Here is a 21,749-nt window from a genome sequence, read left to right as displayed (position 1 = left end):
CAGTTTAAGTGTTTTTTATAAGGCCAGTTTTAAAGGAGAGTTTTATATGGATTTTACTATCCCATTGCAATTACAAAGTAACACACCTATTTACTTGCAAATTTACGAATATATTAAAGCTGAAATTATACAAGGGACTATTTCTGTCGGCACACGTCTACCCTCACACAGAAATTTAGCATCACAACTTAATATTAGCCGCATTACTGTTGAATCAGCTTATCAACAATTATTAGCTGAAGGTTATGTAGAAAGTAAACCGAAACGTGGTATTTTTGTAGCAAATTTCGATATTGACGTTATCCCAAATAAAAAGCGAAATGCAGCAAAGAAGACGAGCAATTTGATAGACGAAAAATTTGAATATGATTGTAGCCAAGGACTTATTGATCAAAATACATTTCCGATTACAAATTGGAAACGAGCATTACAAGAATCCATACTTACATACGAAAATGCACTATTTGCCAAAGAAGACCCTCAAGGTGAATTCGCTCTTCGAGAGCATATATCAACATATTTATATCATTCTCGCGGTGTCCATTCTTCACCTGATCAAATTGTGATTGGCGCCGGAACGCAGCCACTTCTCTGGCTACTACTTCAACTGCTTGGCCCTACAAAAGAATACGGCATTGAAAACCCTGGATTTCACCGTATACACGCAATCATTAAAAGCTGTGATAGACAAATTCATCCCATACCATTGGATGAAAAAGGGATTGATATTTCTAGTTTATACAATACAAATTCCAATGTCGCATACGTTACACCATCACACCAATTTCCGCTCGGGATTATTATGCCTTTATCTAGAAGATTAGAATTGTTAAAGTGGGCTAATGATTGCAGCGGATACATTATTGAAGATGACTATGACGGAGAGTTTCGCTACGCTGGTAAGCCGATTCCTTCTTTACAAAGTCTTGATTCAAATGAACGCGTTATTTATATGGGAACTTTCTCAAAATCTTTTTTACCTTCTTTACGAATGGGATATGTTGTTTTACCACCACACCTTTTAAAAACATATCAAGAACTGCATGGAATTTTCAAACAAACAGTCGCTACAATACAACAACTTGCTTTTGCTAACTTTATACAAAGCGGGAATTGGGAACGTCACCTTAATCGGAGTCGTACACTATATAAAAGAAAACATCATGCGTTAGTAAAATCCATTATGAAAGAAATGGGGGCTAATGTTCAAATTCTTGGCGAACAGTCCGGACTTCATATTGTTTTATGTGTCCATAACAGTATGAATGAAAATGAACTGATTGAATCCGCTAAAAAACAAAGCGTTAAATTATACCCACTTTCTCCATATGATTTCGTGAATGATTTACGTAAGGAATCATACGTATTACTCGGCTTTGGTAGTATTCCAGAAAATAAAATTGAAACGTTGGCTACATTATTAAAAGACGCTTGGTTTCCTAGTTGCAAGGAAACTTTTTAACAGTGGATTTAACTTGTAACATGTTAACAATTCAACAAAATAAAAAAGAAGGCTGTCCAAAATAACTTTTTGGACAGCCTTCTTCTAGTTATTCACCTGACCTAGCTTTCCTTCCCGGACGTTTCACACCAGTCGTTTCTGTTGAATAGGAAGCTTCGATTATAGCGGCTGGATCTACAGAGAGAACGAGATCTTTCATTTTCGGATAAATGAATCGGTTTGTAATGCAATAAATGATTCTCTTATGCTCCCCTAAAAAACCACCTTCTCCATGTAGATACGTAACAGATAGTTGCAATTCTTTCATAAGTAAATCGCCTATTTCTTTATTCTTACCAGAAATAATCATAACGCTCTTACCTTGATTAATACCATCTAATATAAAATCAATCATCTTCGTAACAATATAGAAAATTGCTAATGAGAACATCGCTTGTTCGATTGAAAATAAAATGGCAACAAAGATGAAAATAACTGCATTTACTGCAAGTAAAAATGTACTAATCGGTACATTAAAGTGTTTATTCATCCAAACTGCTAACATTTCCGAACCGTCAATTGCTCCACCCATTTTAACAACAATCCCAACACCAATTCCAAACAGTACTCCACCATAAAGTACAATTAATAACTCAGAAGTCGTAATTGCTGGAAATGGTTTTAAATAAATTAATCCGAGTGTTGTAACTACATTCGCATAAGATGTACGGATAAAAAATTTCTTTCCCATTACTTTTGCAGTAAATAATAAAATTGGGATATTAATTCCTAAGAACACACCATAAAGCGGCAATCCTGCAACTTTATTTGCCATAATAGCAATAGCCGTTACCCCGCCATCTACTAATCCATTAGGTGCTAAAATAAGCTCTAATGAACCTGCTACTATAATTGAGCCAATTGTTAATAATACGTATTCAAATACTTTCTTCATTCATTACCCCCAAAACTTATATATTTTCTTAGTATTATTTTAACGTAATTTTACTACTAATTCAAAGGTATCGATTTATATACACAAAAGTTTCTCCTTTATCACTATTTTTATGTAACACATGTAACGCGTAATACTAAAAACACACTTACAAATTAAAAGTAAGTGTGTTTTTAACATCTATTTAATCTTTACGTACGGCTTCATTTTTAATTTGAATATTTCCTCAACTGCCCTTTGATATCCACCGGCATTTCTAAGCGACTCTCCCACTTTACGACTATTCTCCTTAAACGTCACATCATCCATTACTTTCTTTACAGTCTCACGTAATAATTCAGAAGTTAACTCGTTGCGATTAAGTCTTATTCCTGCCCCTACTTCAGTCAATCGTTTTGCAACGAATGGCTGATCTCCTGTTACCGGAATTACAACTAATGGAACACCGTAATATAACGCTTCACTCGAACTATTCATACCACCATGTGTCACGAATACATCAGCATGCTGTAAAACTTCTAATTGCGGGACATAATTATACAACTTAAAGTTTTTCGGGATATTTTCAAATTGACTTATATTTATCTTCTTACCAACGACTAATACGACTGTCGCATCAACATCTTTAAACGCTTCAAAACATTTTTCATACAAAGCAGGTTGTTCATTAAAAACTGTTCCCATAGAAATGAAAATCACTTTTTCATTTTTTAAATCTTCGGTAGGAAAACTCCCCACTTCTTTTCGAGTAGCAATTGATGGACCTACAAATTTATACGATTCATCAAATACCTCTGAACGCGGCTGATATTCTTTTGAAGTATATACAATCGTAATATCACCAGGATGGTTCATAATATCATACATACTATTACATTTCATTCCATACTGCTTATTCCATCTTTGCATTCCCGTTAAACAAGATTGATATAATGGATCCATTTCATCTACTTGTCTCGATTCTTGCTCATCATGAAAATTAATGTACTGATTAACAGCAAACGTTGTACAGGATGAAACGCTTGGTAATTGTAAAATATTCGCTATAATACGTCCTACTGGAAAATGATTATCATATATTAAATAATCGTATTTTTCCTCTTTTGTTTCTTCTACAATTTGAGTAACAATACGCTCTGATGCTTCAATCATATGAGATAGCATCGTCAAAGGGCTCCCACCTTCATTTACTCGTTCCATAATATTAATTTGAGAGAGAAAATTCTCAAACACTCGGAATTCCGCACCTGTTGCTTCAACCTTCTTTCTATAATCTTCAATACAATAAGAAACAACTGTTTCCCCTCGCTGAATTAACTCACTTACAATAGCTAAAGTCGGATTAATATGACCTTCCCCAGGAAAATTTATTACGAGTACATTTGCCATAACATTCTCTCCTATCCAATTAATATAATAAAATTAACAATTAATTATATTAATTAATTTAAGTCTATTATAAATGAATGCATTCTACTTCTTCATGCTTTTCTCTTCATTTTATTATTGAGAAATATTTTCTATAGCCTACATTATTGTGATTCACAATCTTATAAATGAATGCTTAATTTTACTTTTACTCTTCATAGATTTAAAGATACGAGTCTTACATTAAAGTATTACCACCATTATTTTTAGACAATTCATACAAAAATAGAGAAATATAATATTTTTAATGAGTTTTCACTATAAATGTAAGTATGCTTTCAATCTTTTTATCTTTATCCTCATAACTCATCATCTGTTATATAATGAATTTATAGAATTTCCAGAAAAAGGAGTCTTTTCATGTTACAACAACTATTCAATTCACCTATTCTATCCGTTCAAGCCTTGCACCCAGGTTATGAAGATCATGCAAGTGATGTTTTTCTCGTTCAAACAGAAGATACAGAAATTATCGTTCGTGCTTCTAAAATGAATGAAGAACCAAATAATGATTTTTGGTGGGGATGTAAAAATCTATTTGGAATTGATCCAAGGAACGTCCATCATTTAGAAACTGTACATACATTGCTGCAAGAACATACGAATCTTCCTATCCCAACAATATTAGAAAAACATGTTTTAAATGGCCGTGAATTTGTGGTGGTCGAAAAGTTAGTAGGTAACACAGTTCAATCTTTTATCGAGCAACCAGATTCTATTTTATTCAGCCTAGGAAAAGGACTTGCAGAAATACATAAATTTAAAGCCGATTTCATAGAAAATCCGTCAGGCAAGTTCCAAGTTCCACTAGATGAATTCCAATCACATATTTTAAACGTGAGTAAAGAGCTTGTGAATATGTTTTATTCCGATGATGAAAGCATACAAAATGCATTCCCTACTTTTGAATCACAACTTTCTTCCCTGTCCGTACCAAAGGAATCTACACTCGTCTTAATTGATATGGATCCTACTCAATTTTTATCTGACGGTACAACTATTACGGGTTTAATAGATACTGAAGCTTACGCTGTTGCTCCGCGAGAGCTTGATTTTATCGGACTAGAATATGTACTTACCGAAAAAGAAGCACATGCCTTTAAAAGTGGTTACGAAACAATTATGTCTATTCCTCAATTAGAAGAATATAGACAGCCTTATCGTTATTTATACCGACTGTTATCTGTGCAAGGTAATGTGGAATTAAAGAAATGGTTAAGTCACCCATCCTATTTTTAAATACAAATGAGAGGGAGTATACAATGGATATTCAGAAAAAGCGTTCTGTAACAGAAAGTGAAATACAGCAAATGAAGGATTTGGCTTATATTTGTGGGCAACAAGACAATCTTGATTACTCTTCAGATTTACATATCAACTTTTTAAAAAATCGAAATGAAGATTATATAAACGATTTTCTTCTTTATAACGGTACTCAATTAATTGGCGCTTTAAATATGTATGATTTCGAAAGACCAACAAAGCTTGAACTAATAGGCTTTGTACATCCTCATTTTAGAAAACAACGTTTCGGAACTATCCTTTTACAAACTGCAATGAAAGAAATACAAAATAGAGAGACAGATGAAGCTCTTCTTATTATTAATGGGGATTCTATTTCTGGGAATGAATTTGTAAAACATATGAAGTTACCATATTTATATAGTGAATATAGTATGGAGTTCAAAACAAACGAAATTCAAAAAACAACAGATAATAATATACAGCTTACTCTTGCACCTTCAGAATCACTTCTTGATCTTATTGAAATTTCTGGTAAAGCTTTTGGTGATTCAGTAGAAAATACGGCTACATGGTTACAAAAAATGATGAATTCATCTTCCCATCAAGTTTACAGTGCCCTTATTGCTGGAAAAGTGATAGGAACAATTACAGTTTCTAAACAAGAGCAATCTACTACACTATCAGGATTCGCCGTTCATCCTTCTTATCAAGGTAAAGGATACGGAAAAGATATTCTTTGTAATATAGTACATACTCTTATTACAGAAGGAGTTTCAACAATTGAGTTAGACGTCGAAACGAAAAATATCCACGCTTTAAAACTATATACACAATGTGGTTTTGAAATTAACACGAGGCATGACTATTATAATTTAATTAATTTTTAGGTGAATACATATGTTAAAAAAACAATTTATTCTAATTATGATATTTTAGCAGACATCTATAATAAACATTGGGGACATTTTGTTGAATACTCCTATCCAGCCTCGTTTTACAAGATGCTCTTCCCTACTCTCGTATATTAGATCTTTGTTGCGGGACTGGTCATCTCTGCCGGTGATAGTTTAATTTAGTTGAACTAAAAAGTGTGTTTCGCAAAGTTTACTCCGTATTACATAACGAGGGTATATTCGCATTTGATATGAATAAAAAAATAAAAAAACTGAATCGAAATGATTCAGTTTTTTCTTAATATATTTACAATTGCAGTTGTTTCGTCATTTTCTTTATAGACACGCGGAATTCTTCTATCTAGCATACATGTAACTTCATAGTTTATTGTACCTAACATATCCGCTATTTCTTCTACTGCGATATTTTCTTCACCTTGTTTACCGTAGAATACTACTTCGTCTCCTACTTGTACTGGCATCGCTTTTGAAACATCCAACATTAACTGATCCATACAAACACGGCCAATAACAGGTACTCGAACCCCGTTAATTAACGCATAGCCTTTATTAGATAATTGACGATTATAACCATCAGCATAACCAATTGGTACAGTCGCAATCCATTCTTCACCAGTTGTTACATACGTATTCCCATAACTTACACCACGATTCTTCTTCGCATGTTTAATATGAGCTACTTTTGATTTTAACGACAACGCAGGCTGTAAAGAAACGACTGAATGATCCACTTCTTTTGATGGATACATACCGTACACTCCTATTCCAACGCGTACCATATTTTGAAATGTGTTACTTAATTCCATTGATCCCGCACTATTTGAACTATGAATATATGGTATTTGAATTCCTAATTCTTTCGCTGTATTAACAGCCTTTTCAAATAAACTTGTTTGCATATTCGTATATGATTTATCGATTTCATCTGCCGTAGAGTAATGCGTAAATATCCCTACTACCTCTACATACTCCATACGGTTTAATTCTTCTAAAAATGGTTTAACTTCTTCTTCTTGTAAACCGATACGACTCATTCCTGTATCAATTTTCACTTGAATTTGTACTTTCTTTTGAAGACGGTTTGCAATTTCATTTATACCATGTAAATCTTCTACTCTATAAACAGTCATCATAACGTCATATTGAATTACATCTTCTACAGCCGCTACTGGTGTGTATCCTAAAATTAAAATTGGTACAGTAATTCCTGCTTCTCTTAATTCTATTGCTTCATCTACAAATGCAACTGCAAGTTGATGTATTCCCGCTTCAATTGCAGCTTTGGCAACTTCAACTGCCCCATGGCCATACCCATTCGCTTTTACAGCAGCCATCATCTTAATTTCTTCATCATTTACATGTTTTTTAAATTCTTTTACATTATGTTTTACAGCATTTAAGTCAATTTCTACAATTGTATCTCTTCCATATTTCAAACTCATTGGTCTAACTCCTAACTCAATAATTGCATTCCATTCTATTTCACGTTTCATATGACCTTTTACAATATAATACTTTTCATTATGCTAGTCAAACTACTAGAATTTTCGGAATTTTGAGTATGATATAATATCCTCAAGAAACTATTATATACGGAGACGAGGAGAATTACAATGTTTGTTCAATCTGCATTGCATCAACTAAAAGTTGCTATTGATACTTCTATTTATATGCTTAACCAATATAGTGAAAACGATTTAAAAATACAACCGATTCACTCAAAACGATCATTATTTGAAATGTGTGCACATCTTTCTCTTATTTGTCATGCTGATTTACTCATTTTAAATGGTATTTCAGAAAAAGAATTACATACCTTTTATATAGAACATACGCCCGTAACAGTTGCTCACATGCAACAAACGATGATTGAAGGATACAACCTTCTCTCTAAAACATTTCTTTCCTACTCCCAAATAGAATTAGCAGAAGTTATGACTGCCTATTGGGGGATTTCTTATTCGCGCTTTGAATGGTTACTTGAAATCGTTGCACACTTTTATCATCATCGTGGACAAATTCATATTTTATTATGTGAGCATATGAAAGATCCTCGCATTCCTTTATTTGAGTGATTTTCCACTCATTCATTAATTATAAATAGAGAAGCTACAAAACCAATAAAAAGTATCATTCCTAATAAAATAAATGTTTGAGCATAACCTCCTATTTTCATAAGATAAATAGAAATGATAGGTCCTATACTAGTACCTAAAAATAAAATAAAAGTATATTCCCCTTGCTTTCCCTCCTAATTGACCTACAAGAGAAACTAAAGACGGAACGGATATAGCAATACCTATTACAAAACAGACACTCATCATTACAAGTAGAGATAGATCCGAAACAAAGCCCATTGAACTTAGACTAAAAATAGCAATCAACAATCCTCCTTGAAGAACCTTTCTTACTTCAAACCTCTTTGTTAAACGACCTGTAAGTGGTGACAGCAACATACCAAACAGCCCTGCTAAGCGAAAATAAAGGATTTGTTCTGCAGTTAAATTGTAAGTAGGAGAGCTCAAATAATTCCCTAAAACAGTATACATATTAACAAAAGCCATTATTAAAAAAGGATTTTTCACACTGACTAACTATTAGTTTTAAATAATTCGCAACTTCTTTAAGGCATAAGAAATTCCGCCTTCACTCGCCTTCGTTGTAACGAAATCAGCCCTTCTCTTCAACTCCTCTCCACCATTTCCCATCGCAACTCCTAATCCTACATACTGCAATATCTCAATATCATTTCCACCATCGCCAAAAGCAATGGCTTCTAATTTACTAATGTTTAAATGTTCCAATACTTTTTGAATTGCAGTTAGCTTCGATACTTTACTATCTTCCAATACATTTATAACGTAACCATGAAAACGCTCAAACGTAAGTGCTGGATATCTTTCAATGAATTTTTGAGCTTCTGTATCATCAGCATACAGACATATGCAATACATCTCATCTGATAAGTTTCTAACTTTGTCAGGATACCGCTCTAAATTTAAAGTTTCATTTAACGCTCGCATGACACGTTCATCTTTGGAAGCAATATTATTCATTGCAAATTCTTCTGTAAAGTAAGAAACACTGTGACCATGTAATTCAGCAAAATTTGAAATATCATGAACGATTTCGCTTGAAAGTACTGATTTATGTATAACTTCTTCCCCACATTTTATATGTGCACCATTTGCTGAAATAAACGTATTTATACCTAGTTCCTTAAATTGTGAGCATAAACTATACGGTCTTCCAGTTGTAACAACTACGTGAATTCCTTTATCTATTAACCTTCGTATCGCTTCTTTTGTACTTTCGTGCATGCTTCTATCAATCTCACTTAATAACGTACCGTCAACATCGAAAAATACAACTTTGTACATAAGTCTTTACATCCCGGCCAAATGATTCGTATCATTAATGAAATGCACCGTTTTTTGTTCACCCTCAATTTCAATTAAACTTATTCCCGTATCTCCCATTTTGAAATAGTAGTCCATTGAAATTGGCATTTTGAAAAATGCACGTAATAGACTATTAATTACGCCTCCATGGGCAACAATTGCAATTCGATCATATGTATTCTCTATCATAATTTTAGAAAAGATTCCTTCTATTCTCATTCTAAACTCAATAAATGATTCTCCGTTTTCAAAACGGTCATGAAGAAACTTTGGCTCTGGATATTTCTTTGCTTCTTCAAATGATAAGCCTGCTTGCACTCCATTATTAAACTCCATTAATTCCTCTTCTAATTGAATTGGACAACCAATTGCTTCTGCTAATATTTCACCCGTTTCACGAGCGCGTTTTAATGTGCTTGCCCAAATGAAATCTGGCGCAAAATCTTTTTTCACTTTCTGTACAAGTCTTTGTACTTGTTGTCTCCCTTTGTCAGTTAACTCAAAATCAGCTCGACCTTCATGCACATGTAAAATATCAGCTTCTGATTCTCCGTGGCGTATTAGTAGTATTTGCATGTTTCTCTCTCCCTTTATTTAACATTCATAAAATTCCATTATATCACATTTTAAGATTCCAAAATAAAAAAGGAACGGTCTCCCGTCCCTCATCCATTCACTTTTTCCGCATCATTCCAATAATATTTACTAAACGCTTCTGTTAACACATCAATTGTGTTATATAATTCATCTAACGTATTATCAACACCACCAACTTCAATTAACATCGCATTTTTCGATAAATCTTGATTATAAACGCCATTTCCATCTTTTTTATACTTGGGAAAAATCCCTCTACTTAATCCGTAGTAGTTTTCATCTAAATAACTATTGATCGCTCTTGCAATTTTTTCATTTTCAGCACGGCCTTCATTTTCCATCCCAATTATAAAATATAATCTTGCATACGATTTTCCGTTAATTACTTTTGTTGTTACTTTCTTACGCTGATCGTCACGGTGTATATCAATTGGAAACGCAATTTTATTATTTTGTGCTAATGCTTCTTTTACATATTCATGAGACGCTTTATATGATTGCGGCCATTTCCATTTTTTACTCGCTAATAAATCACCCATATTCGTTTTATCGTGAACTACCGGAATTCCTTGTCCTTCAAGTTGCTCTTTCATACGTTTCCCTAGTAAGGACACATTTACATCTGGACTTGATGGATCCGTAGCCCCTGGTAATAATGGAAAGAAGGATTCCCAGCTATGTGTATGATAAATATATACTGCACTTTCACCTTTTTTCGCTCCGTTCTTTTTCTGAACCGGATTATTCTTTTCCGCTTCTGTAACTTTATCTTTTGCTACTTCCCGTTCTTTCGTTACTTCTTCAATCGGTACACTAGATTCATTTGGGATATTCGTCAAGTTTGTCCCTTCCCCAGCTACGATAATATTAGAATAATACTTTGACATACCAGGTACTTCTTTACCGACGAATGTTCTTAAATCTTTAATTTTCAAATCTGTCGCAATAGAGAACATTAAATTTCCAACTGACTCTCTTTTATTCTTCTTAAAATAATCAAATCCGTAATAGCGATTCTCACTTTCTATCATTTGAACAAAACCTTGCATCGATACTTTTCCAAACCATTGATTTGCATAATTCGATTTCATTGTATGTAAAAATGACGTCAAAATCGACGCTATCATAATTACTATTAGCGCATATAAAAGGAGTAACGAAATCAGTTTCTTCCCATGTATTCGAGTTGCATACTTTTTCACTGCATCACCTTCTTTATACATGGATATGTACAAACTTTTCGGAATATACGCAAAAAAAAAGAGAAATGGTATCCCATTTCTCTTCCTCACTTTTATTGTTCTTTTCCTGTATCATTTGAAGGTAGTTTCTTCACTTGTTTTTCTTTAAATATTTCTCCAATTGCCCCAAGAGTACCAAGTGTTTCAATTGCATTAGACGGAATAAAGACTTTATTTGCTGGTCCTTTTGCAACTTCAGCTAATGATTCAAATGATTTGTAAGCAAGTATACGCTCATCCAAATTCGCTTCACGAAGCAATTCAATACGATTTTGTTCTGCTTTTGCGATTTCTTCAATTGCCCTTGCTTCCCCTTGCGCTTCTAATTCTTTTGCTTCTTTTATACCTTCAGCTTCGCGAATACGCGCTTCTTTATCCCCTTCAGCCATCAAGATTTTACTTTGCTTTTCCCCTTCAGCACGAAGGACTTTATCTTGTTTTGCTGCTTCAGCTTCTAAAATAATCGCACGTTTATTACGCTCAGCCTTCATTTGTTTTTCCATTGATGCTTGCACATCTTTTGGCGGGTTAATATCAACAACTTCGACACGTTCAATACGTACGCCCCATTTTTCTGTTGCTTCATCAAGCGCTAAGCGGATTTCTGTTGAAATTTTTTCACGACCAGATAACGTTTCATCCAGTTCCATTTTACCGATAATTTGACGCATCGTTGCTGAAGTAATATTACGAACACCATATTCATAGTTTGAAATACCATATGTCGCAAGTTCTGGTTCAACAATTTGATAGAAAATAATAGTATCAATTTCTACTTGAACATTATCTTTCGTAATTACCTTTTGCGGTGGTACATTCGTTTGTTGAATACGTAAGTCATGATATACACGAACACGATCTACAATTGGTATTAAAATATTTAACCCTGGGTGCATGATACGTTGAAACTTACCAAATCTTTCAACAACCCCAACTTTTTGCTGAGGAATAATTTTAATTGTTAATGCGATAAATGTAACTACAATTAGTGCGAATATAATCGTTAACGTTAATGCTACCATATTTATTCACTCTCCTTTTTCACTTGTAATATAGTACTATGCCTCTTTATAACAACGACTTTTTCTCCAGCATCAATTGAAGAATCTGCAATAGCTGTCCAAGTATCTCCATCCACCTTCACAATACCATTCGCTTCATTTGTAATCGCTTGCATAACAATCCCTTTTTTACCAACAAGCATATCTACTGTATCAGTAAAACCTTTTGCTTCTCGAAAGTTTTTTGAAATTCTTTTCGTAAAGAATGTCAAAGTTAAACTTACAATTGCACCAACAGTAACTTGTAACAGTAGTGCATCAGGAGCAAACAAAGCAATAAGACCTCCGACAACAGCTCCAATTCCAAGCCAAAGCATGTAAAATGTAATCGACAACATTTCCGCGATAAATAAAATACCAGCTATTATAAACCAAATTACCCAAGCAGCCATATGCAACCCTCACTTTCTTTCTCATTTTCTATATGTATATGAAGAAAAGAATGGTTTATCCGCCCTTTCTTACACTTGGGCGTTTGCTACAAGCTATTGTACATATTCACTGTTACAATGATCATTAATATAATACTATATCAATATATTCTTCATTATACATGAAAATCCCTTTCAAAAAGTGACAAAAAATTAAATTCTTTTAAAATTTTAATTTTTAAATTACAATTATTCTAATTACTAAATACTATTTTTTATAGAGGTGATATTCTTATTGAGAAACCTGTCACTAATCTACTATTTAGGTTCCAAAATATGCATTACTCTCGCTGACATCGTATATGTAATGATTATTACAACTCATATTTATATAGCAACTAAATCAGCTACTATTACTGCTCTTTTTCCATTATTACAAGTTATCACAAATCTAATTGCTAACATCTCTGCACCACTTATAATAAATCGTTTTCCATCTTATACGTTGTTATATACGCTCCAATGGCTGAAAACAGTCTTTTTACTATTATTAATGATTTTGTTCCCGTTCTTCTCAGCAAACATTATGGCTCTATTAACTTTTATTTTTTTCATTTCATTATGTAGTGGGTGGAGTGCTCCGTTATTATACGGTATTCTCCCACGCCTTACACTGAAAGAAAAATTAGTAAAAGTAAATAGTATCTTTTCCTTTTCAACACAAATTGTGCAAGCCGCTGCTTATTCATTTACGAGTATTGTCGTTCTTCTCATTGGCGCTACTTCTACACTCATGATTAATAACATTTTGATGATTTTCGGATGCATTGCATTACATTTTTCATTACGTTCCATACATACTGAAAGAATAGCAGATTCTCCCTCTTCCAAAAGTACTGTTTTATTGGAAGGTTGGAAACTCCTATTTCAAAATCCTTCTCTCCGTACCGTTACATATATGGACTTAATCGAAACTTTCGCAGGGACAATATGGATTGGTGCTATTACGATGGCATACGTTACGACTATCCTTCATAAGGGCGAAGAATGGTGGGGATATATTAATACAAGTTATTATGTTGGCACGTTAATCGGTGGTCTATTAGCCTGGAAAATGAGTTCCTATATTCAAAACAATTTAATACGATCTATGTCGATTGGCTCTCTTATGTTTAGTATTCTTACATTTTTATACGGTATGACAAGCAGCGGATTTATTGCGCTTTTTCTATGTGTTCTAATGGGACCATGTTATCAAATTAGAGATATTTCCCAAACGACTGTTTTACAATCAAGTGTCTCCCCTGCTTTATTATCCAAAATGTATACAGCACATGGTGCACTTCTTTCAACAGCCTCTGGACTATCTATGCTTAGCATTGGCATTATTACTGATATGTTCGGTGTTCGTACAATTTATATCATCGCTTCTATTCTTATTTTATGTTCCGCTTGTTTATCTTTTAGTTTATTAAAATATCATAAGACAGAGCAGAACGATATTTCACTTTAATCACTAAAACAAAGAGGACAGGGATTCCTGTCCTCTTTGTTTATTCTATTCATGATAAGTTGGGGATTTTTCTATGCTTTGTCGCTTGTTCAAAAGCATAAGCTAGCTTAATTAATATCCCTTTAAAGAAATTCACTTTCCTTATTTAAACACCTTTAATTTCCCGAAAAATAAAAATAGTCTGAAACGGATTGAACTTCGCTTCAGACTCTTACATTACTGTGCGTATACTTCATCTAACAAATGTAAAAACTCACCTTGTTTCCCAGCTAATTCAGGGCATTTTGCAATATCAACCCATTCGTAGCAAAATACTAATCCTTTATCTTCCTCACCAGCACTTACAATATGTTCCCAAGTATCCTTTACATCTGTTAGTAAAGTTACATGAAAAAAGTGGCGTTTTTCATATTCCTGTTTTTCTTTCATATGTATGATGTAATCTGCTAAAAAACGTTCTATGCATAAATGACGCAATCCGGATTCTTCCTGTACTTCACGCAATATAGCCGCTTCTAACGTTTCACCTTCATCAACCGTTCCTCCTGGCACTTGAATACCAGCTTCATGTATATCACGATGTTTAAAAACAAGTAATTGCATAACCCCCTCTTTTTCTCTTGTAATATATGCATGTACTTTTTTCTTATATAACATCGTCATTATACGTCTCTCCCCTCAATCATTTACTCTGTTACTTCTTCAAGCGTCAGTTGATTATCATACAAATATGTAGCTTGTGGATTTCCCACATACCTTACGTGCCATGGTTCATACCGATAACCCGTAATCGTTTCTTTCGCTTTTGTGTATCGAACAACAAAACCAAATTTATGGGCATTTTCAGAAAGCCACTGACCTTCTTTCGTTTCCCCAAAAACCGTCTCTAACTGAAATTCAGCAGATTGAGACGTAATATCCATAGCTAGTCCAGTTTGATGCTCACTTGTGCCAGGAACCGCGCTAGACATTGCTGTTTTTGCTTCCCCGTCTTGTTTTTTATACATCGTATTTAATGCTTTTTGTCGATCAAAAGATCTAAATCCAGAAACTGCAAAAAGAAAAATACGCTCGTTGTCAGCCTGCTGAAACATATCCTCAAGCGCCCTCGCTGCTTCTTTTCTCATCTTTTTCTTTTCTTGATCACCTTCACTAGAGTAGCGCACTTTCGGAATAACTAAATCTGGCGGTCTATACCCATCTGGTAAACGCCTACTTTTATTTACAAGTACAAGCATTGAATTCGGATTATTAATTACGGCAATATCCCCATCCATATTAGCAATCGTTTCTTTCGCTTTCGGAAATACGCTATTTACACTTACTTCCTGCGCCTGCTTATCCTTATACATTTTATAATTGATTCCTGCTACTCCAACAATAATTATTGCAGCTACGATACCGAGTAGTGCCCATCTTTTTTTCATATAACGACCTCTTATTTTAATAATTTGGCCATTTCATACTCATCGATGTCCTTTCCATCGATAATAAGAGCAGCTTTTTTGACACCTTCTTTCTCAAATCCAGCTTTTTTATATAGTGCCTGAGCTCTTGTATTGTGGGCCATTACTGTTAATTCTAAACGCCATACATCATGTAATTTTGCCCACTTCTCAACCTCTTTAAACAATCTAGTCCCAATACCTCGCCCGTTATACTCTTGCAAAATACCAATTACAATGCTTGCCACATGCCTCTTTCTTTGAATGTTATTTCCATTCACTAATATAAAACCTACTATTCTCTCATCTTCAACTGCTACAAATATTGTTGCATATTCATTTTCCATAAATCGATGGATCATTTTTTCTTGTTGCTCAGCTGTAGTTTTCCTTTCTCCTGGTTCATATAACATAAACTTCGTTTCTTCATCTAATTGCTTACTTAATTGCAAAAATGATGCTGCATCTTCTATTTCGATTTCCCTAATCACTTCAATCACCCTACCAGTTTCATAATAAAAAGTTTTCCTTATAAAAAGATTTTCTCTACTTTCCCGAAAATTCCTTTGTAAATCTCCTACTATAAATTGACAAATTTCGATATTACTATAACAACGACAAATTATGTCTATTCTGTGACGTCTCATCATTACAAAGAAAAAACGCAAGCATTACACTTACGTTTTTTCAAAAATACTGTGAACTCATCCTCATCAGGTGAGGTCTCTCACCAATTTAAAATTCACTTTATCCATTCACTTTTTCTGCCTGCCAAAAATATTCACCAAATGCATTAGCAAGTGCATCAATTGATCGATTCAATTCTTCCTCTGTATTATCTACACCGCCAACTTCTATTAATATCGCTTGTCCTGATAGGTCTTGATTATAGATTCCATTTCCTGTCTGGAACCCTTTTTGAATGACCCCACGGCTCACTCCTGGATATTTCTTATTAATCGCCTCATGTAAAGCTGTCGCTAATTGTAAGTTTTTTTCATAGTTTTTATTTCCTTTCCCTACTACAAATGCAAGCTTTGCATATGATTTATCTCCAATTGTTTTTGTCGTTACATTCTTTCGGGCACTATCACGATGCAAATCAAAAAAGTATTGAAGATCTTTATTTCCAGCCATAGCTTGCTGCACAATTTCCCGTGACATTTTATACGAACTATTACTGTTTAAACCTTTACTTATTAACTTTTGACCAACATCACTCTTATCGTTAGTAGCTCCAATCCCTTCACCTTCTAGTTGTTCACGGAAACGATCTCCTAATATAGAAATATTCGATACAGAACTCGTTGCTTTATTCGGATTCGGGTCATTCGTTAAGTTAAGTAAAGGTAAATAAGATTCCCAGCTATGTGTATGATAAATAAACGCAACTTGTCTCTTCCCAGTCGTTTGGGACGGCTGTTTTTTCTCTTTACTCGTATCTTGTTTAGGTACTTGTCCAGTTCCACTAGTCCGTTCCTTCACCACTTCTTCAAGAGGAACACTCGACTCTATCGGTAAGTTAGAATAATTTGTACCCTCACCCGCAATAACAATTTCTGTATCGTACTTACCAAACCCCGGGAGCTCTTTCCCGACGAAACTGCGTACATCATTAAAGCGAATATTTGTAGCCATAGAAAAGAGAAAAGAAGAAATTGAAAAATCTTGATTCAAATTTCGATACTCCTGTGTAAAATAATGATTCTCTTTTCCAAGTACATACATGTAACCATTCATCGATAACTCATTTAACCAATTATATAAATACGTTGACTTTGTCTCTTTCATAGAGGTTACCATCATACTAATAAGAAAAAAAGTCGCTAGCATTGTAGTAATAACAAATAAAACTAACTTACGCATACTTGTAAACTTCATAAAAAAAAAGCCCCGATTCATACTATCACCTCTCTATTTCAAGTTATGTACAAGCCCTAGAGAATAGACCGTTAAAATTTCGGCTATATTGTTAATGAGGTGAAATGAATTGAAGCTATTAATAGGAATATTACCAATCGCTCTATCATTCATTTTTTATTTGTCCGCTAAGCAACCAAAAATCTCTATTGTGCTACATATTTCTGCGTACTTGGCACTGTATGTACTCGGTATAATTATTTCCATTAATATATACGATGTTTTAATACAAGATTTAGTTTTCATGACGAGCATTCATGGAATTTTACTGAATCCATTTTTCCTTATTGCAGGAGCGTATATAGGAACATACACTTTGTACCTACTTTTGTCTCACATTATTATGAAAATAAAAAATGGAGCGTAATGAAATGCAACCACCATTTATCTGTCATACATGCAAAAAAAGAATTATGAAAAAGAAAGATCTTATTACAGCCACATGGTACTTCCGCTTTTATTTATTTCACAGTGATTGTTTTAAACGACAGCAAGTGTTCATCTCACGATTTCTCCCTGTGAATACACTTTTCAATTTCTTTCTTATTATATATGGACTTATTTTTGGCAGTATTCTTATGATTACAGAACCATCTATTATTTGGCTGACTTTCTTTTTTCCCATTTTTTATCGGTTTCTTTCTTATTATTATGTTGAACGTTTTTTCTCTACATAACGCGCAGACTGACCTCTCGGAATACTTAAACATTCCCACTCATTTTCTTTTAACATCTTCCCAATGTAAATAATCTGACCAATATGCAATGCATAATGAGCAATTTGCCTTTCAATTGCTTGCATGACAGTATGTGCTTCACCGCGAATGTATACCGTCTTCAATAAGTGTTCCGGCGTTAAAGTATTCATCGTATTAAAAACATATTTCCATCCTTCTTGCCAAGCTATAAGGGTTTCTTCTTTTGAATGATAGCATCCTTCAAATTCACCATCTCGATTACGATCTGTTTTTTCACCATCAGACGTTAAAAAATCCGTCCATCTAGAACGCATATTACCGTGCAGATGCTTAATAATAATCGCTATACTATTTGTTTCTTCATGAGAAGACCATTGTATTTGTTCATATGATAATTGAGAAAGTGCCCGTTCCCCTTGTTTCTTTGTTGCTTTAAAGTTCGAAATCGCACATTGCAAATATTCTCGTCCGATATCCATATTAGCCCCTACCTTCACCCTAGCTAATTTTTGTTCCATTTGGCAATTCCATATTAGGCTGAAGTAACACAACATCACCAGCTTCAGGAACACCACCAAGCACAAGTACTTCTGATTTGAATCCAGCTACACGCTTTGGTGGAAAGTTTACAACAGCAACGATTTGTTGACCGATTAAATCTTCTGGACTATACCTTTTCGTAATTTGAGCACTTGACTGCTTTATCCCGATTTCTCCAAAATCTATTGCTAGTTTAATCGCTGGTACTCTCGCTTCTTTAAATTCCTCTGCATGTATTACAGTTCCAATTCTCAAATCCAAATTTAAAAAATCTTCAAAATTAGCCATTTATCATTCCCCCCAATTATTACTTAGACAAAATACAAAAATCCCCTTCAAAAAAAGAAAGGTGCCTAAGCACCTTTCTTTTGTAATTCACTTGATTCATTTGATTTATAGAAGAAGAAACCGAGAATCCCGCCAATACATGATGGAATTAACCATCCGATTCCTTCGTTATATAACGGTAACATTTGTAGTACATTAGAAATCGCGTCAATTTTAATTTTCGCACTTTCTAAACCGTTAAAGAAACTAATTAACAATGCACCTAAAATAGCTCCAATATAAATTGTATTACGCTTCCCAATCCACTTATGGAAATACGAAAGTACAATTAATACAATTGCAACTGGATAAATGATCATTAACACAGGTAATGTTACTGCGATTAATTGTGTTAAACCTAGGTTAGATACAATTAAACTAAATACACATACCATTGTTACAATCGTTTTATGCGAAAGTTTTGGGAATAAGTTTGTAAAGAAACCCGCACACGCAGATGTTAACCCAACAGAAGTTGTTAAACAAGCGAGTATAATAACAAGCCCTAATAAAATTTTACCACTCGTCCCATATAGCTCATTTACAACATTCGTTAAAATAAGACCACCGTTTTCTGAGATACCAAGTGATGTGCTTGTTGAACCAAGATAAGCAAGCGATAAATAAATTAACGTTAAACCAAGTACAGCGATAATACCTGATACTACTGTTATTTTTGCAATTTGACTACTCTCTTTTATCCCTTTAGAGCGGATAACTTGTACAACGACAATTCCGAATACGAGCGCGCTAATTGCATCCATCGTTAAATATCCTTGAATAAATCCACCAAAGAAAGCATTTTCTTTGTAAGCAGCTAACGGCGCAGCTGGCTCTCCAATTGGATCAATAATTGCCTTTCCGACAATAACAGCGACAATTAATACTAATAATGGTGTAAGAAACTTTCCGAACCAATCCACTAATTTAGATGGATTTAATGATAAATACCACGTTATTCCGAAGAAAACTATCGTGAAAAGAAATAGCATGTACCACTCTGAAACCATTGCCTCTGATAAAAACGGCTTCATACCCATTTCAAACGAAACAGCTCCAGTACGAGGAATCGCGAAAAATGGTCCAATTGCTAAATAACTAATCAATGGGAAAATAAACGCAAATATAGGGTGGACTCTAGAAGATAGCGCTTTCAAGTCCCCCTCTACAAACGCGACAGCTGTTACAGCTAGTAGGGGTAATCCGACTCCCGTTACAAGGAATCCTATTGTAGCAATCCAAACATTCTCTCCTGCTTGTTGACCTAAAACTGGCGGAAAAATTAAATTTCCTGCTCCTAAAAATAATGCAAATAGCATTAAACCAATTGCTACCGTATCACCTGGCCTTAAACGTCCCTTCATGCTCTTCATTTGCATAGCACTTTTTCATTGTTTATCTCTATATTTTACAATATGCTATGCATCCTCCTCTCTGCTCAAGATGATAAAATATGCCCCTTACAAAGCAGTGTCTTTCTCCATAATTTCTCCATTCCCCTTATTTTTACTCTAATCATTAATATAATTATTATTTTAATTTTTGATTTTTTTGAATTTTTAAATCATTAGAGTGTTATTACGTGGAGTATAGTTGTCAGACCTCTTTGTTTTTATCACACATATAGTAACATATTTAGTTGCAAAATAAAAACATATTTTCAAATTGATTTTTTTGAAAATCGAAATTATCTACATTTTTTATTCTCTTACACAAATATTGTTATAATCTCACCTATTATTCAATCGTTATTTTCAAATAACTTTATACACGTAACATACAAAAGCCATCTAATATAATTTAGATGGCTTTTGTATGTTACTCTATCGTTTCAACTTCACGTGGATTTTTCATCTCTTCCACATACACAACTCTAAATCCGTGATCTTCTAAATCTTTCAATAATGTCTCTAATTCACCGTCGTTAAACTCTTCTCCTAATGTAAACATAATTCTACGAACTAATAAGGCATCATTATCAAAAGTCATCAAACTTTGAATACCAGTGTATTTCTTTAAAACTGTCGATAACTTTTGGATTGCTCCATTATAGTCTTGCGTTCCAATCATGACAGAGTATTTACTAGAGTGAACACCCCATGCATCCTCTAATAACTCAAAAACTTTTTTATGCGTTAAAATTCCAAGGAAAACCCCTTTTTCGTCAACTACTGATAAATAAGGCAATTTTTTTATTGTAAAAAATACTTTAAAGAAAGATGAATCTTCTCTCACAAATCCTTCTTTATCGTTTAATAATTGTATTACACTCTCATCAAGTGATCCTTTATATTCTAAAATATCTACTTTATATATATTCCCTAAAAATTTCTCTTTTTTTTCATCTAAAACTGGTACACAACGATACCCCGTTTTATTTAAATGCTCTAACGCTTCCCCTATCGTAATCGAACTTGAGCACAGTAAAACTTCCCTTTTCGGTACGTAATTCCCTTTAATCCTCATAAATAGCCTCCTTATGTTAAAATACTTTCTGTGCCATAACTATATTATATTTTCAGAAAAAAATAAATAATTTATTTTATTTTTCTGAAAATTATTCATTTTCTTGTCATAATTTATTCATGAATCCTTCACTTGCATATTTTTGCTATCAAATCTTCTCTCTGAATTACTGAATGAAAAATATAT

General features: G+C 33.8%; 23 protein-coding genes and 2 pseudogenes. 8 read left to right on the top strand and 17 right to left on the bottom strand.

What is annotated here, in order from left to right; genetic code table 11:
- Positions 1 to 46: 46 nt before the first annotated feature.
- Positions 47 to 1,462, top strand: a complete 1,416-nt coding sequence (gene pdxR / locus MKY21_RS10085) for a MocR-like pyridoxine biosynthesis transcription factor PdxR (RefSeq protein ID WP_098284009.1) — start codon at positions 47 to 49, stop codon at positions 1,460 to 1,462.
- An 88-nt stretch (positions 1,463 to 1,550) separates the two neighbouring features.
- On the opposite strand, the gene MKY21_RS10080 is transcribed toward pdxR, so the two are convergent.
- Positions 1,551 to 2,396: a YitT family protein gene (locus MKY21_RS10080; RefSeq protein ID WP_000755125.1), complete on the bottom strand. Its 846-nt coding sequence runs from the start codon at positions 2,394 to 2,396 to the stop codon at positions 1,551 to 1,553.
- A gap of 180 nt (positions 2,397 to 2,576) precedes the next feature.
- Positions 2,577 to 3,785 carry a macrolide family glycosyltransferase gene (locus MKY21_RS10075; protein WP_016117661.1) on the bottom strand — a complete coding sequence of 403 codons (1,209 nt, stop codon included), beginning with the start codon at positions 3,783 to 3,785 and terminating at the stop codon, positions 2,577 to 2,579.
- Between the two features lie 399 nt (positions 3,786 to 4,184).
- On the opposite strand from MKY21_RS10075, the gene MKY21_RS10070 reads away from it, so the two are divergent.
- The 3 genes and pseudogenes from MKY21_RS10070 to MKY21_RS10060 form a co-directional block, all read left to right on the top strand.
- On the top strand, positions 4,185 to 5,063 hold the full coding sequence (locus MKY21_RS10070; RefSeq protein WP_341076102.1) for a nitrate reductase: 879 nt from the start codon (positions 4,185 to 4,187) through the stop codon (positions 5,061 to 5,063).
- A gap of 23 nt (positions 5,064 to 5,086) precedes the next feature.
- Positions 5,087 to 5,956 (top strand): GNAT family N-acetyltransferase, encoded by an 870-nt coding sequence (locus MKY21_RS10065; RefSeq protein ID WP_000354424.1) that lies wholly within the window; start codon positions 5,087 to 5,089, stop codon positions 5,954 to 5,956.
- Positions 5,957 to 6,219 (top strand): annotated as a pseudogene (locus MKY21_RS10060) (class I SAM-dependent methyltransferase); the annotation flags it as partial.
- Positions 6,220 to 6,249: 30 nt separating this feature from the next.
- On the opposite strand, the gene alr reads toward MKY21_RS10060, so the two are convergent.
- Complete coding sequence (gene alr / locus MKY21_RS10055) at positions 6,250 to 7,425, bottom strand: alanine racemase (protein WP_001987589.1); 1,176 nt, start codon at positions 7,423 to 7,425, stop codon at positions 6,250 to 6,252.
- 171 nt (positions 7,426 to 7,596) lie between these two features.
- Between alr and MKY21_RS10050 the strand changes: the two genes are divergently transcribed.
- A complete protein-coding gene (locus tag MKY21_RS10050) occupies positions 7,597 to 8,058 on the top strand; it encodes a DinB family protein (RefSeq protein WP_000498002.1) in 462 nt (153 codons plus the stop codon).
- Positions 8,059 to 8,066: 8 nt separating this feature from the next.
- On the opposite strand, the pseudogene MKY21_RS10045 reads toward MKY21_RS10050, so the two are convergent.
- The 6 genes and pseudogenes from MKY21_RS10045 to MKY21_RS10020 form a co-directional block, all read right to left on the bottom strand.
- Positions 8,067 to 8,553 (bottom strand): annotated as a pseudogene (locus tag MKY21_RS10045) (MFS transporter); the annotation flags it as partial.
- 33 nt (positions 8,554 to 8,586) lie between these two features.
- Positions 8,587 to 9,363, bottom strand: coding sequence for a Cof-type HAD-IIB family hydrolase (locus MKY21_RS10040; RefSeq protein ID WP_341076100.1), 777 nt, complete (start codon positions 9,361 to 9,363; stop codon positions 8,587 to 8,589).
- Between the two features lie 6 nt (positions 9,364 to 9,369).
- Positions 9,370 to 9,960, bottom strand: coding sequence for a histidine phosphatase family protein (locus MKY21_RS10035; protein WP_341076098.1), 591 nt, complete (start codon positions 9,958 to 9,960; stop codon positions 9,370 to 9,372).
- Positions 9,961 to 10,049: 89 nt separating this feature from the next.
- Entirely contained in the window at positions 10,050 to 11,255 is a 1,206-nt protein-coding gene (spoIIP, locus tag MKY21_RS10030) for a stage II sporulation protein P (RefSeq protein ID WP_313897460.1), read from the bottom strand.
- Positions 11,256 to 11,275: 20 nt separating this feature from the next.
- Positions 11,276 to 12,244, bottom strand: a complete 969-nt coding sequence (locus tag MKY21_RS10025) for an SPFH domain-containing protein (RefSeq protein ID WP_000226253.1) — start codon at positions 12,242 to 12,244, stop codon at positions 11,276 to 11,278.
- Positions 12,245 to 12,246: 2 nt separating this feature from the next.
- Positions 12,247 to 12,675: an NfeD family protein gene (locus tag MKY21_RS10020; protein WP_000741974.1), complete on the bottom strand. Its 429-nt coding sequence runs from the start codon at positions 12,673 to 12,675 to the stop codon at positions 12,247 to 12,249.
- Between the two features lie 274 nt (positions 12,676 to 12,949).
- Between MKY21_RS10020 and MKY21_RS10015 the strand changes: the two genes are divergently transcribed.
- Positions 12,950 to 14,167 (top strand): MFS transporter, encoded by a 1,218-nt coding sequence (locus MKY21_RS10015; RefSeq protein WP_341076096.1) that lies wholly within the window; start codon positions 12,950 to 12,952, stop codon positions 14,165 to 14,167.
- 216 nt (positions 14,168 to 14,383) lie between these two features.
- Here MKY21_RS10015 and MKY21_RS10010 read toward each other — a convergent pair whose 3' ends face one another.
- From MKY21_RS10010 to spoIIP (MKY21_RS09995), 4 genes are all read right to left on the bottom strand, one after another.
- Positions 14,384 to 14,830 carry an NUDIX hydrolase gene (locus tag MKY21_RS10010; RefSeq protein WP_000178285.1) on the bottom strand — a complete coding sequence of 149 codons (447 nt, stop codon included), beginning with the start codon at positions 14,828 to 14,830 and terminating at the stop codon, positions 14,384 to 14,386.
- A gap of 23 nt (positions 14,831 to 14,853) precedes the next feature.
- Positions 14,854 to 15,594: a M15 family metallopeptidase gene (locus MKY21_RS10005; RefSeq protein WP_016117655.1), complete on the bottom strand. Its 741-nt coding sequence runs from the start codon at positions 15,592 to 15,594 to the stop codon at positions 14,854 to 14,856.
- 11 nt (positions 15,595 to 15,605) lie between these two features.
- Positions 15,606 to 16,103 carry a GNAT family N-acetyltransferase gene (locus MKY21_RS10000; protein ID WP_141444310.1) on the bottom strand — a complete coding sequence of 166 codons (498 nt, stop codon included), beginning with the start codon at positions 16,101 to 16,103 and terminating at the stop codon, positions 15,606 to 15,608.
- A 256-nt stretch (positions 16,104 to 16,359) separates the two neighbouring features.
- Entirely contained in the window at positions 16,360 to 17,514 is a 1,155-nt protein-coding gene (gene spoIIP / locus MKY21_RS09995; RefSeq protein WP_341076091.1) for a stage II sporulation protein P, read from the bottom strand.
- A gap of 88 nt (positions 17,515 to 17,602) precedes the next feature.
- On the opposite strand from spoIIP (MKY21_RS09995), the gene MKY21_RS09990 reads away from it, so the two are divergent.
- Together MKY21_RS09990 and MKY21_RS09985 are read left to right on the top strand one after the other, a co-directional pair.
- Positions 17,603 to 17,899: a hypothetical protein gene (locus MKY21_RS09990; RefSeq protein WP_000770736.1), complete on the top strand. Its 297-nt coding sequence runs from the start codon at positions 17,603 to 17,605 to the stop codon at positions 17,897 to 17,899.
- A gap of 4 nt (positions 17,900 to 17,903) precedes the next feature.
- Positions 17,904 to 18,209, top strand: coding sequence for a hypothetical protein (locus tag MKY21_RS09985; protein WP_047386009.1), 306 nt, complete (start codon positions 17,904 to 17,906; stop codon positions 18,207 to 18,209).
- Here MKY21_RS09985 and MKY21_RS09980 read toward each other — a convergent pair.
- The 4 genes from MKY21_RS09980 to cbpA form a co-directional block, all read right to left on the bottom strand.
- Positions 18,182 to 18,748 (bottom strand): DUF1572 domain-containing protein, encoded by a 567-nt coding sequence (locus tag MKY21_RS09980; protein ID WP_000435828.1) that lies wholly within the window; start codon positions 18,746 to 18,748, stop codon positions 18,182 to 18,184. The genes MKY21_RS09985 and MKY21_RS09980 overlap by 28 nt on opposite strands.
- On the bottom strand, positions 18,729 to 19,058 hold the full coding sequence (gene csaA / locus MKY21_RS09975) for a chaperone CsaA (protein WP_001263017.1): 330 nt from the start codon (positions 19,056 to 19,058) through the stop codon (positions 18,729 to 18,731). The genes MKY21_RS09980 and csaA overlap by 20 nt, the downstream gene beginning before the upstream one ends.
- Before the next feature lie 65 nt (positions 19,059 to 19,123).
- Positions 19,124 to 20,461 carry a branched-chain amino acid transport system II carrier protein BrnQ4 gene (gene brnQ4 / locus MKY21_RS09970; protein ID WP_011110049.1) on the bottom strand — a complete coding sequence of 446 codons (1,338 nt, stop codon included), beginning with the start codon at positions 20,459 to 20,461 and terminating at the stop codon, positions 19,124 to 19,126.
- Between the two features lie 454 nt (positions 20,462 to 20,915).
- Positions 20,916 to 21,563 carry a cyclic di-AMP binding protein CbpA gene (gene cbpA, locus MKY21_RS09965; protein WP_001220526.1) on the bottom strand — a complete coding sequence of 216 codons (648 nt, stop codon included), beginning with the start codon at positions 21,561 to 21,563 and terminating at the stop codon, positions 20,916 to 20,918.
- Between the last annotated feature and the right edge of the window lie 186 nt (positions 21,564 to 21,749).

It is taken from the genome of Bacillus sp. FSL R9-9497 (assembly GCF_038005805.1).
Taxonomy (GTDB): domain Bacteria; phylum Bacillota; class Bacilli; order Bacillales; family Bacillaceae_G; genus Bacillus_A; species Bacillus_A cereus.
This window is presented reverse-complemented; position numbering and strand designations above follow the sequence as displayed.

What these genes read in the sequence shown, in the direction of transcription:
- MKY21_RS10050 (WP_000498002.1), top strand. Translation starts at nt 7,597, where the DNA reads ATGTTTGTTCAATCTGCATTGCATCAACTAAAAGTTGCTATTGATACT.
- MKY21_RS09980 (WP_000435828.1), bottom strand. Translation starts at nt 18,748, where the DNA reads ATGGAACAAAAATTAGCTAGGGTGAAGGTAGGGGCTAATATGGATATC.
- MKY21_RS10025 (WP_000226253.1), bottom strand. Translation starts at nt 12,244, where the DNA reads ATGGTAGCATTAACGTTAACGATTATATTCGCACTAATTGTAGTTACA.
- MKY21_RS10035 (WP_341076098.1), bottom strand. Translation starts at nt 9,960, where the DNA reads ATGCAAATACTACTAATACGCCACGGAGAATCAGAAGCTGATATTTTA.
- spoIIP (WP_341076091.1), bottom strand. Translation starts at nt 17,514, where the DNA reads ATGAATCGGGGCTTTTTTTTTATGAAGTTTACAAGTATGCGTAAGTTA.
- MKY21_RS10070 (WP_341076102.1), top strand. Translation starts at nt 4,185, where the DNA reads ATGTTACAACAACTATTCAATTCACCTATTCTATCCGTTCAAGCCTTG.
- MKY21_RS10010 (WP_000178285.1), bottom strand. Translation starts at nt 14,830, where the DNA reads ATGACGATGTTATATAAGAAAAAAGTACATGCATATATTACAAGAGAA.
- cbpA (WP_001220526.1), bottom strand. Translation starts at nt 21,563, where the DNA reads ATGAGGATTAAAGGGAATTACGTACCGAAAAGGGAAGTTTTACTGTGC.
- MKY21_RS09985 (WP_047386009.1), top strand. Translation starts at nt 17,904, where the DNA reads ATGCAACCACCATTTATCTGTCATACATGCAAAAAAAGAATTATGAAA.
- csaA (WP_001263017.1), bottom strand. Translation starts at nt 19,058, where the DNA reads ATGGCTAATTTTGAAGATTTTTTAAATTTGGATTTGAGAATTGGAACT.
- MKY21_RS10020 (WP_000741974.1), bottom strand. Translation starts at nt 12,675, where the DNA reads ATGGCTGCTTGGGTAATTTGGTTTATAATAGCTGGTATTTTATTTATC.
- MKY21_RS10040 (WP_341076100.1), bottom strand. Translation starts at nt 9,363, where the DNA reads ATGTACAAAGTTGTATTTTTCGATGTTGACGGTACGTTATTAAGTGAG.
- pdxR (WP_098284009.1), top strand. Translation starts at nt 47, where the DNA reads ATGGATTTTACTATCCCATTGCAATTACAAAGTAACACACCTATTTAC.
- alr (WP_001987589.1), bottom strand. Translation starts at nt 7,425, where the DNA reads ATGAGTTTGAAATATGGAAGAGATACAATTGTAGAAATTGACTTAAAT.
- MKY21_RS10065 (WP_000354424.1), top strand. Translation starts at nt 5,087, where the DNA reads ATGGATATTCAGAAAAAGCGTTCTGTAACAGAAAGTGAAATACAGCAA.
- brnQ4 (WP_011110049.1), bottom strand. Translation starts at nt 20,461, where the DNA reads ATGAAGGGACGTTTAAGGCCAGGTGATACGGTAGCAATTGGTTTAATG.
- MKY21_RS10080 (WP_000755125.1), bottom strand. Translation starts at nt 2,396, where the DNA reads ATGAAGAAAGTATTTGAATACGTATTATTAACAATTGGCTCAATTATA.
- MKY21_RS10075 (WP_016117661.1), bottom strand. Translation starts at nt 3,785, where the DNA reads ATGGCAAATGTACTCGTAATAAATTTTCCTGGGGAAGGTCATATTAAT.
- MKY21_RS10005 (WP_016117655.1), bottom strand. Translation starts at nt 15,594, where the DNA reads ATGAAAAAAAGATGGGCACTACTCGGTATCGTAGCTGCAATAATTATT.